This window comes from Nocardia sp. CC227C (assembly GCF_030767025.1).
Taxonomy (GTDB): Bacteria; Actinomycetota; Actinomycetes; order Mycobacteriales; family Mycobacteriaceae; genus Nocardia.
The window spans coordinates 1-11,118 of sequence record NZ_JASITE010000020.1 but is presented as its reverse complement, the minus strand read 5'-3'; the positions used below and the strand labels follow the sequence as shown (position 1 = coordinate 11,118).

Sequence of the window (11,118 nt, the reverse complement as noted above, 5' to 3'; positions counted from 1 at the left end):
TCCGGTCACCGCGCGCTGCTAGCGTCGCCGGATATGAAAGTTCAACTGCGGCACAGCCCGTCGTCGACGATCGCGCGCTGCTTCCTCGCCGGCGGCGAGCCCCTGCGGGTGGAAAGCGGTGCCATGGTGGCACATTCGGCGGGGGTCACCCTGCAGGCTCGGGCCGAGGGCGGCATCCTCGCCGGGATCAAGCGGTCGGTGCTGGCGGGGGAGTCGTTCTTCGTCTCCACCTTCACCGCGCCGCCGGAGGGCGGATGGGTGGATGTCGCACCCGCGCTGCCCGGGGATATGCTGCCGCTGACCATCACCCCGGACCGGCCGTTCTTCATCAATCGCGGCGGGTGGATCGCCAACTCGCACGGGGTGACCGTGGAGGCCAAATGGGGTGGCTTCGCGAATCTGTTCGGCGGCGAGGGCGGTTTCGGGCTGCGGGCGCACGGGCAGGGTGAGGTGGTGCTCGGCGTCTTCGGTGCCATCGATGTCATCGATCTCGCGCCGGGGGAGCCGGTCACCATCGACACCGGGCATGTGGTGGCCTACGACCTGGCCATGCGGTTCACCATCCGGCGGGCGGTGTCGGGGCGGTCCATCCAGTCGCTGACCTCCGGCGAGGGTTTCGTCTTCGATTTCACCGGGCCGGGTCGGGTGCTGTTGCAGACGCGCAATCCCGGGGCTTTCTCGGCCTGGATCGGGAGGGTGACCTCGTCGAGCTGAGGATGTGATCCATCTCACAGTCACGTGAAATCATCGTACGACTTTTGTGAATCGGTCATGCTTCAGATGTCCGACATGGCAAGACACAGAGATGAGGAGATACGCATGTCCGGATCCGCTTCCGATTTCCTGGCCGACGTGTTGATCAAGATGGTTCAGGGCCTGTTCACGGGCAGCGCCGGCGGCCAGTAGTCGCAGACGTGACAGCCCACCGGATCGCGCGGGTCCGGTGGGCTGTCGGCGTTTCCGGGTGCCGAGCGCGGGCGCTCAGCGCAGCAGATCGGGAACCAGCACGCGGGTGTCGGGGACGAACGGCCACACCGGATCGGCCAGCCGCTCGCGCAACCGGGCATCGGTCCACCACCAGCCGTCGGCGACCTCCTCGGGCTGATGCCGGATCGGCCCGTCCCAGCGCAGCTCGTAGGCGAACAGATGACATCGCATGGGCCGACCGGCCCAGCTGCCGTCCCAGGACGCGCGCGCCACCGGTCGCGGCGGCTCGGCAGCGTCGTCCAGCACGATGCCCAGCTCCTCGGCCAGTTCCCGCACGGCGGTCTGCGCCGGACGCTCCCCGGGTTCCACCACCCCGCCCGCCAGACAATCGTGCATACCGGCGAACACCGACTTGGTCTCGGTGCGCCGGTGCACGTACACCCGCGACCCGTCCCCGGACCGCACCAGCACCCCGGCACTGGCATGCCACAGCCCCTCGGCGTACACCACGGACCGGTCCTCGGCCCCGACCTCACGCCCGGCCGCGTCGTACAGCGCGATCATCTCCACCATGGCGGCCCTGCCTCTCTTCACGGCTCGGAAGCGGATCCCGGCGACCCATCGCGACCGGATGAGGCTTGCCCGTCGCCCAGCTCCGCATTCGCGGCGGCTGCCCACCCGGTTTCCACGCCGGACCCGCTCGCGCAGGGCGCTCCGCTCCTATCTCGGGGCACGATAGCCGGTCGAGGTCCCCCGCCCTGCGCGGGATCACCCGCGTCGGCGCGAAATCGGTCATGGGACCGCTGTCCGCGCTCGTCGTCGCCGACCGGGGTGGCGGATGCGGTCGGGCACCCGAACCGGCTGAGCACTCGCGTCGGCGCATCCGGATGGCGAGTCCGGAGCGGTCGGCGCGTGCGCGGCGTAGCCTCTGGGACGCAACAGCTTTCGTCGGAGAGGACGATTCCCATGCCGCTGCCACAGGCTCTGGCCAGGATCAATCGGCGGGTCACCAATCCGGTGCTGGGCGTGCTGGCCCGCTACACACCGGGATTCGGCGTCGTGGTGCACGTCGGGCGCAAGTCCGGACGCGTCTACCGCACCCCGGTCGCGGTATTCGACCGCGACGGCGGCTACCGCATCGCACTCACCTACGGCCGGGACGTGGACTGGCTGAAGAATATTCGCGCCGCCGGAGCCTTCGGCTTCGAGTCCCGCGGCCGCACCGTCATGCTCACCGATCCGGTGGTCGGCCACGACGCCAGCGCCAGCTGGGCCCCGGTCGGCGTCCGGCAGTGGCTGGTGGCGCTGCGGGCGGAGTACTACGTCCAGGCGCGCATCGCAGAGTGACCGAATGCCATCCGCACGGATGACGCGGTCGGCCCCGCACGGGTGACGCGCCGACGCGGGCGCGAGGATTCTCGGTGCTGCTTCAGGCCGAGTTGCCGAACCGCTCGACCGGTGTACGCGGCCGCATGCCCGCACCGCGCTCGGCGCGGTGGAGGGCGTCGGCGGCCTCGGGCAGATGGGCGAGGATCTCCGCGCGCAGCGCGCCTCCGGCGCCGAGCTGGCACAGCACGCCCGCCGTGGCGGCGATGGTGCGGCCCACGGGCGTGAGCGCGGGCGGCGCGGTCAGCTGCCTGCTCACATTGGACAGGCTGAGATCGGTGATGCGCAGTACCTGCTCGCGCAGCCACGGTGTGGTCATACGCACGGTATCGGTGCGGAACAGGGTGCGAATGGGGTCGATCAGTTCGCTGAACGCCACGGCGTCGAAACCGCCGCCGGGCGGGACGAATCCGTACTGCCGCAGGGCCGTCTCCAGATCATCGGGCCCGCCGTTGAACACCGCGTCGGCGATATCGCCCACCAGCGCCGGGAAATCGGCCGGAACGGGGGAGCAGGCGCCGTAGTCGACCACGCCGAGCCGCCCGTCGCGCAGCACACGGAAATTGCCCGGATGCGGGTCGGTGTACAGCAGGCCGGTGCGCACGATGCTGGATACGACGAAACGCAGCACCAGCCTGCCGACCCGGTCGCGCTCGGCGGGCGAACCCGACACCAGCAGTCGTTGCAGCGGAATCCCGTCCACCCATTCCGACACCAGCACATCGCCCTGCTGATGCACCACGCGCGGCACCGCGAAATCCGGGTCGTCGGCATAGGCGGCGGCGAAGACGCGCTGGGTCTCGGCTTCACGCGCGTAGTCGAGTTCCTCGTGGATGCAGGCGGCGAGCGCGTCGTTGAGCGCGCGCACATCCGCGCCCGGCAGCAGCACCGAGGTCAGCGGTGCCATGCGGCGCAGGTGCTCGAGATCGTGCAGGACGGCCTCGCGCGCACCCGGATACATGATCTTGACGGCGACCCGGCGGCCGTCGTGCCAGCGCGCCCGGTGCACCTGCCCGACCGAGGCGGCGGCGCAGGCCCGGGTGTCGAAATCGGTGAAGGCGCGCCGCCAGTCCGGCCCCAGCTGCGCGGCCATCACACCGGTGACGGCGCGCGGCAGCATGGCGGGCACCGAGTCCTGGAGGCGGCTGAGCGCCTCCCGGTAGGGTGCGCCGAGATCAGGCGGCAGGGCGAGTTCGTAGAGCGCCAGGATCTGCCCGAATTTGGCCGCGCAGCCCTTGAGTTCGCCGAGCACCTCGAACATGTGCTGGGCGGTGCGGGCCTGGATGTCGAGTTCGACCGCGCCCGCCGGTTCGCCGAAGGCGCGTCGCCCCACCCCGCGCACCCGGCGTCCCGCGTACGCGAGGGGCAGCGCCGCGAGTTTGGCATTGCGGACGGCCGACCGGGTCGGCGGATCACCGCTGGGATCGGCTGGGGTGCGCCGGGACAGCCGACGCAGTCCCCCCGGTCGCGGATCGGGCATCTCTGACCTCCGATGATCGACTGCCCCAGTGTGGCACGGCCACGAGCCGGACGACAGTGCCCGAAGTCGCCGGACGCCAAGGTTGGCGGCTGGTGCCCGAGACCGCCGGGACGGTGGCACGGCCGGGGCGACCGGCCGTGCCACCGTCGGCGGACCTCCTGCGCTCAGCGGGTGAACGCACCCGCCGGTGCCAGGGGTAGTACCAGGCTCGAAGGCCGTACGGCGTCCCGGTGGATCTGCTGCGAGGTGCCCAGCAGGCGCGGCAGATCGGTCGGAATCGGCATGGTGGACGGGAACGTGCCACTGGTGATGCGCAGGCGCAGCGCATGACCCGGCTCCAGGCGGTGGAAGGCCGGGCGCAGCTTGATCTCCATCCGGGTCACCTCGCCGGGAACCAGCAGCTGTTCGGTCTCCTTGCTGAGCACATGTTCCGGCGCGTAGATCGTGCCGTCGGGTCCGCGCCAGGTCTTGTCCTCGTTCAGGGTGCGCTGACTGGCCAGCTGGGAGCCCCCGGTGATGTTGACGACGGTGCCGTCGGGAGCCACGTCGTCGAGCCAGACCTGGAAGGCCGCGTCGGTTCCGGTGGAGGACGCGTACAGGGTGACGCTCGCCGGTCCGGCCAGCACGGTCGCCTCGGCCACCGGATCGGTGGTGTACTTCAGGCCCGCCGTCGGTTCCTGCACCCACTCCGTGCACGGGTTGTAGGCATTGAACACCCGGAACAGGAAGTCGAGGAGGCCGCCGGTGTACTGGGCCAGGCTCTGCCGGTTGCAGATATTGTCGATGCCGGTGTAGTCCAGGCGATCCGAGGCGTCGTCGACGGTCGGCGGCCGCGCGGTGAGCCGGTCGCCGTCGAACCAGCGCTGCTCGATGCGCGCCTGCTCGAACGGGTAGCGGGCGGTATCGGCGGCATTGTTGTTCGCGTCGATGACGTGCAGCGGCGTGTCTGTCTCGTCGACGCCGTTGGGAATGTCCTTGAGCCACCGGTCGAACCAGGCCAGCGTGATCATATTCGTGTCCAGCCGCGATCCGGGCCCGACGCCCAGGCCCACGTGATACCAGGGGCCCATGAGCAGCTGATAGCGGCCGTCGGCGCGCTGGTCGGCAGCCATGGGCGCGAACTGGTCGCGACCCGCCGCGAGATTCTGCAGCTGCGAGTAATTGCGCAGCGGCCCTTCCTGATACAGGTCCCAGAAGCCGCCCACCTGGTACATGGCGATGCCCTTGTCCACCAGATTGTGCATCTCGGTCTCGAAGCGGCGCTCCTGCCACCAGGCGGTGTCGTAGGCCAGCGGCCCGCCCGCGTACGCCTCGATGAGCAGTTTGATGGTGCTGTCCGAGGACACCAGCGCCTGTAGATGATCGACCAGCGCCGGAATGAACTGCTGCGGTGACACCACGGCCGTCATGAACGGGCCGATCAGGCTCAGATAGGGCACCAGCAGCGAGATGGCGGTGAGCAGGATCGGGCTCATCATGCCGTCGTGGCCCAGCACCTCGTTGAAGATATTGTTCGGCATCGCCATGGGCACAATGGCTTTCAGCGGCGAATCCGGGCCCACCGACTGGGCGGTGCGCAGTGCGGTGAGCGCCGGGAACGAGTACCCGTACATGCCGACCTTGCCATTGGAGCCGGGCAGCTGCGCCGCCCAGTCCACCAGCTGCGCGCCGTCCAGGCCGTCCTGCTTCGACGCCGGATTCCACGCACCGGTGGAGCCGCCGGTGCCGCGCACATCGGCGACCACCTCGATATAGCCGCGCCGCACCAGCACATCCTGGGCGCTGGTGGCCTGGTTGATCACCCGGCGCACATCGCGCAGCTGATCGGGCAGCGGAATCTGGAACTGGTCGATCACGCCGGTGAGGGCCGCGGTGAGGGCACTGCTCAACGCGCCGTAGGTGGTGACGTTGAGGACCACCGGGAACTCACCGGCGGCGCGCTGCCCGGTGGCCGGATCGGTGGGGTAGCGCACCTCGGCCTGGATCTGCGTGCCGTCGGCGAGCGGCACCACATGGCCCAATTCGTAACCGACGCCGTACTTTTCGGGGGTCGGCTGATAGCCGTCCGGGAGTCCGAAGTTCGTGGGCGCGGTCGGCACCGGACCCGCGGCGGGCACCGTCGACGCCGGTGGCGCGAGGGTCGCCGTCACGGCGACCGCGGTCAGGCACGCGGCGGCCAGGGTGACGAGACGGCCGCCCCTGCGCGGCCGGGTCGAAATTCTCAACGATCTACCTCTGCGGATGTCAGGAGGCCGCCGCGCGGGGCGGGACGCACCCGGTGCCGCGACACGACCTCTTCGTCGGATTCAGCACACCGCACAGTCCCGGGTGGCCGGTACCGGCAATAGCCAAGAGCGGGGGCGGGCGGATTGTGCACTCGGCCCACATCGCGCGGACGGGCGGCGGCTGCGCGCCGCGTCGCGGCGGCCCGGGCGAGACGGTGCCGCCGCCGGGCTCAGGGTGCGAAGTCGGCGGCCTCGAGGCGGCGGGCGATGCGCGCGGCCGACAGCGTCATGGCGTCGGTCGGGCGGTGCGGGTCCAGGCCGGTGAGTTCGTGCACCCGGGCCAGCCGGTAGGTCACGGTATTGCGGTGGATATTGAGCATGCGGGCGGTGGCCAGCTGGTTGAATCCGCTGTCCACGAACACTTCCAGGGTCTCGGCGAGCAGCGGCTGCGGATCCAGCGGCGCCAGCACGGCGGCCAGGCCGGGGCGGGCCGGGCCGCTGGTGGCGATGGTGTACTCGAACAACAGCTGCCTGCGCCGACACAGCGTGTCGGAGCGTTCCAGACAGCGGCCCAGCTCGGCGAGGGTGCGGGACTCGGTGGCGCGGTCGGGGATGTCCGCGCGCTGGGTCGCGGTGGCGACTCCCACCCAGAACGGGGCAGGACGGCCCGGCGGGCGCACCGGCAGCCGGGCGCTGAGGGCGGTGGCGGTGGCCGTGCCGTCGTCACCGGGTTGCAGCGGCAGCAGCGCGGTCCAGCCGCCGCTGTCCAGGCGCAGGAACACCCCGGGGATGGCCTCGATGCGGTGGCGCAGTTCGCCGGTCTCGGCGGAGCGGCCCGTACCCAGCCGGAACACCGCGATGAGGAAGGAGTCCGGCACCGTGATGGCGGGTTCGTCGGCCCATTCCACCGGATCGCGGCCGGTGAGCAGCGCGTCGGCGATGGCGCGGCGGCGTTCCAACAGTTCCCAGCGCGGATCGCTGACCCGGTGCACGCAGGCGGTGGCAATGCGGCCGGTCACCAGGGTGATGTATTGCAGCAGCGGTAGCGCGGCGTCGAGCAGCAGGTCGCGCTCGGCGTCCGGCGCCGTGGCCCGCACCTTGGAGAAGATGTACTCCGCGCCGATGCGGTAGCGGTCGAGGACCTCTTCGAGGGGTTCGCCGTCGCGTACCCGGCCCACGGCGATCTCGACCACTTCCCGGGTGTCGGTCTCGCTCGGCAGGCTGCCGGTGCGCAGGAAGTCGAAGAACAGGTCGATATTGAGCTTCGCGCCGCGCTCGAGTCCGTCGGCGACCAGGGGCGCGGGCAGGGTGCGATACGGCGGCAGCGCGGCCGCCGTATCGTCCCGGAACGCGGTCGCGCGCCGGTAGAGGTCCTCCAGCGCTCGGTCGCGGGTCAGCGGGTGCATGGCTGTTCCGCGTTCATCTCGGGTACCGCCTTCATGTCGTGTACAGCGATTCGATGGTAGCGGCGTAGTGGGTAGCTATTGGTTTGCGGCGTAGTTTTCCGGTGGCCGTGAGGCAGTCGCTGCCCGGTGTCCACACATCCGGGAGCACCGCGAACCGCTTGATCTGCTCCACTCGGGAGAGCTTGGCGTTCGCCGCGTCGATGCCCTCTTGCAGGGATTGCCGCACCAGCGGGTGCTGCGACAGGGCGGCCACGTCGCGATCGGGTAGCTGATGACGCTCGGCGAAGGCGGCGGCCAGATCGGGGTCCAGGCAGATGAGCGCGGTGTTGTAGTGGCGGGCCTCGCCGATGACGACCACCGTGCCCGCCAGCGGGCAGTTCTCGGTGACGGTGTTCTCGATATTGGTGGGCGACATGTTCTTGCCCGCCGCGCTGATGATGAGCTCCTTCTTGCGGTCGACGATGCGCAGGTAGCCGTCGTCGTCGAGGCTGCCGATATCGCCGGTGTGCAGCCAGCCGTCGGCGTCGACGGTCTCGGCGGTCTTCTCCGGGGCCTTGCGGTAGCCGCGCATGACATTGCGACCGCGCACCAGCACCTCGCCGTCCGCGCCGATGCGGACCTCGGTGTCGGGCAGCGGCAGGCCGACCGTGCCGATCTTGATGCGCCCGGGGCGGGAGATCGTCGCGCCCGCGGTGCACTCGGTCATGCCGTAGCCCTCGCACAGCGGCAGGCCCAGGGCCAGGAAGAACTCGTGGGTGTCGGGTGGGATGGGCGCGGAGCCGGTGACCGCCACCCGCACCTTGTCCAGGCCGAGCCGCTCCCGGACGGCGGCGAGCACCAGGCGGTCGGCCACCCGGTGGCGCAGGGTGTCCAGGGGGTTCGGTGCGCGGCCGTCGGAGATGGCGCGGGCGCGGGCGCGTCCGGTGCGGATCGCCCACTCCACCAGCGCGCGCTTGGGCCGCGGTTCGGCCGAGAAGCGTTCCTCCAGTGCGGCTTTGACCTTCACCCAGACCCGCGGCACCCCCAGGAACACCGACGGGTGCACCTCGGTCAGCGCCTCGGCGACCTGTTTCAGATCCGGCACCGTGGTGATCTGGCCGCCGGTCAGCATGGACAGGTAGTGCGCGAACCAGCGGTTGGCGGCGTGCGCGTCCGGCAGATACGACACCACCCGGTCGTCGGGACCGCCGCCGCCGAATTCGTCGATGACGCGGGCGTTCTCGATGAAATTGGTGTGGGTGAGCTCCACGCCCTTGGGCGGGCCGGTGGTGCCGGAGGTGTAGACGATGGTCAGCAGATCCTCGGGATCGACAGCGCGCCAGGTGGATTCGAAATCGAGGTCGTCGGAGCGGGCGGACTCCACCGCGGACAGCGCGATGGTGCCCGCCGGGGCGCCGTCCACGCAGATCACGTGCTCTACCCGAATGCCCTGCGCGGCGGCCTTCGCCACCGCCTCCAGCACGGTGGGCGCGAACTGCTCCTCGCAGATCACGGCCTTGTTCTCGGCATTGCCGAACTGGTAGACGAGCAGGTCCACCGGATTGGTGTTGTACACCGAGAACGGGGTCGCGCCGGTATGCAGCACGGCGGTGTCGCACAGGTGGAACTCGGGGCGGTTGGTCATCATGAGCGCCACCGTGTCGCCGCGCCCGATGCCCAGCGCCGCCAGCCCCGACGCGATGGCGCGCACCCGATCCCCGTACTCGCGCCAGGTGAGCGACACCCCGCCGCCGAGGGTGCGCAGCGCCACCGCGTCGGGATAGGCGGCGACCACCGACTGGAACGCCTCACAAAGGGTGCGTGGCGCGCCTCGGCCCGCGATTGACGATGAACTCACGACCTACCTCTGGTTCACTCCTGGTCGAGGCCGCAGTCGGCCTCGATCGTGTGTTCCAGGACACCCCACGCGGGGCGGTCGCGGTACCGCCAACCGGGCAGTTGCCGACGGGGAGATTTGTGCACAATGCCCAATTCGGTGGCCGGATCGGCGCGGCGCGGTCTCAGCGGGTCGTCAACCACCGTGGACACGAATGATCTTGCGCCACAATCGGTTTCGGGTACAAAGGTCGGGCCGGAGTCGTATCGTGGGAGATTGCACGGGTGCCGCGCGAATTTTGAGGAGCCAGCGGTGATCACTCCCACGACCAGCGGAATCCTGGACTTCATCAGTGCCGAGAATGTCGAATACGTCGATATCCGCTTCTGTGACGTACCGGGGGTGCAGCAGCACTTCTCGATTCCCGCCGCCATGTTCGGCGAGGAACTGGTGGAGAACGGTGTCGCCTTCGACGGGTCGTCGGTGCGCGGATTCCAGGCCATCCACGAATCCGACATGCTGTTGCTGCCCGATCTGCGGACCGCGCAGCTCGATCCGTTCCGGGCCGCCAAGGCGCTCAATCTGGACTGCTTCGTCCACGATCCGCACACCCGCGAGGCTTACAGCCGCGATCCGCGCAATGTGGCGCGCAAGGCGGAGGAGTATCTGCGCAGCACCGCCATCGCCGACACGGCGTACTTCGGTCCGGAGGCGGAGTTCTACATCTTCGACTCGGTGCGCTACGACACCACCATGAACGGGGCCTTCTACGAGGTGGATTCGGCGTCGGCGGATTGGAACACCGGCGCCGAGTACAACGCGGACGGCACCCTCAACCGCGGGTACAAGATACGGCCCAAGGGCGGCTATTTCCCGGTCGCGCCCTACGACCACGATGTGGATCTGCGCGATCACATGTGCGGCAATCTGCAACGCGCCGGATTCGAACTGGAGAAGGGCCATCACGAGGTCGGCACCGCCGGACAGGCGGAGATCAATTACAAATTCAACACCCTGCTGGCCGCCGCCGACGACCTCCAGCACTACAAGTACATCGTGAAGAACACCGCCTGGGCGCACGGCAAAACGGTGACCTTCATGCCGAAGCCGCTCTTCGGCGACAACGGCTCCGGAATGCACGTGCACCAATCGCTGTGGAAGGACGGCACCCCGCTGTTCTACGACGAGGCCGGATACGCCGGACTGTCGGATCTGGCGCGTCACTACATCGGCGGCCTGCTGCACCACGCACCGTCCCTGCTGGCCTTCACGAACCCGACGGTGAACTCCTACAAACGCCTCGTCCCCGGCTTCGAGGCCCCCGTCAATCTGGTGTACTCCCAGCGCAATCGCTCCGCCGCCGTCCGCATCCCGGTCACCGGAGCCAGCGCCAGCGCCAAACGCCTCGAATTCCGCTGCCCCGATTCCTCCGGCAACCCCTACCTCTCCTTCGCCGCCATGATGATGGCCGGACTCGATGGCATCACGAACAAAATCGAACCGGCCCTCCCCATCGACAAGGACCTCTACGAACTCACCCCCGAAGAATCCGCCGAGGTAACCCAAACCCCACCCAGCCTCGAAGCCGTCATCGACCGCCTCGAAGCCGACCACGACTACCTCACCCAAGGCAACGTCTTCACCGAAGACCTCATCGACACTTGGATCCGACTGAAGCGCTACACCGAAATCGCTGAAATCAACGTACGGCCGCACCCGTTCGAATTCGATCTGTATTTCGATGTGTGAGCCTGATCGGTTGTCCGAAAAATCCGAAAGTGTGAGCAGTCGAACTGAAGATTTCGATATCACATGGTTATTTCTGTTCTGTCGCAATGGAATTAGCGGTAGAATTGGTGCATGATTCCGGTGGGGGAA

General features: G+C 68.9%; 9 protein-coding genes. 3 read left to right on the top strand and 6 right to left on the bottom strand.

What is annotated here, in order from left to right; genetic code table 11:
* The first annotated feature begins 33 nt into the window (after positions 1-33).
* Positions 34-714, top strand: coding sequence for a TIGR00266 family protein (locus tag QMO76_RS30355; RefSeq protein ID WP_306364784.1), 681 nt, complete (start codon positions 34-36; stop codon positions 712-714).
* A gap of 267 nt (positions 715-981) precedes the next feature.
* On the opposite strand, the gene QMO76_RS30350 is transcribed toward QMO76_RS30355, so the two are convergent.
* Positions 982-1,491 carry an NUDIX domain-containing protein gene (locus tag QMO76_RS30350; RefSeq protein WP_306364869.1) on the bottom strand — a complete coding sequence of 170 codons (510 nt, stop codon included), beginning with the start codon at positions 1,489-1,491 and terminating at the stop codon, positions 982-984.
* Positions 1,492-1,893: 402 nt separating this feature from the next.
* On the opposite strand from QMO76_RS30350, the gene QMO76_RS30345 reads away from it, so the two are divergent.
* Positions 1,894-2,274 carry a nitroreductase family deazaflavin-dependent oxidoreductase gene (locus QMO76_RS30345; RefSeq protein WP_306364783.1) on the top strand — a complete coding sequence of 127 codons (381 nt, stop codon included), beginning with the start codon at positions 1,894-1,896 and terminating at the stop codon, positions 2,272-2,274.
* Between the two features lie 82 nt (positions 2,275-2,356).
* Here QMO76_RS30345 and QMO76_RS30340 read toward each other — a convergent pair whose 3' ends face one another.
* The 5 genes from QMO76_RS30340 to QMO76_RS30320 all read right to left on the bottom strand — a co-directional run bounded on the left by QMO76_RS30340 (position 2,357) and on the right by QMO76_RS30320 (position 9,452).
* Complete coding sequence (locus tag QMO76_RS30340; RefSeq protein ID WP_306364782.1) at positions 2,357-3,793, bottom strand: AarF/ABC1/UbiB kinase family protein; 1,437 nt, start codon at positions 3,791-3,793, stop codon at positions 2,357-2,359.
* 164 nt (positions 3,794-3,957) lie between these two features.
* The gene (locus tag QMO76_RS30335; protein WP_306364781.1) at positions 3,958-6,018 is read right to left on the bottom strand and encodes a CocE/NonD family hydrolase; all 2,061 of its coding nucleotides are present in this window, start codon (positions 6,016-6,018) and stop codon (positions 3,958-3,960) included.
* A gap of 230 nt (positions 6,019-6,248) precedes the next feature.
* Entirely contained in the window at positions 6,249-7,424 is a 1,176-nt protein-coding gene (locus tag QMO76_RS30330) for a CdaR family transcriptional regulator (RefSeq protein ID WP_306364780.1), read from the bottom strand.
* A gap of 31 nt (positions 7,425-7,455) precedes the next feature.
* Positions 7,456-9,261: a long-chain fatty acid--CoA ligase gene (locus QMO76_RS30325; protein ID WP_306364779.1), complete on the bottom strand. Its 1,806-nt coding sequence runs from the start codon at positions 9,259-9,261 to the stop codon at positions 7,456-7,458.
* Positions 9,262-9,275: 14 nt separating this feature from the next.
* Positions 9,276-9,452, bottom strand: coding sequence for a hypothetical protein (locus tag QMO76_RS30320; protein ID WP_306364778.1), 177 nt, complete (start codon positions 9,450-9,452; stop codon positions 9,276-9,278).
* Positions 9,453-9,552: 100 nt separating this feature from the next.
* Here QMO76_RS30320 and glnA point away from each other — a divergent pair, with 100 nt between their 5' ends.
* Positions 9,553-10,989, top strand: coding sequence for a type I glutamate--ammonia ligase (glnA, locus tag QMO76_RS30315; protein WP_306364777.1), 1,437 nt, complete (start codon positions 9,553-9,555; stop codon positions 10,987-10,989).
* Positions 10,990-11,118 lie beyond the last annotated feature (129 nt).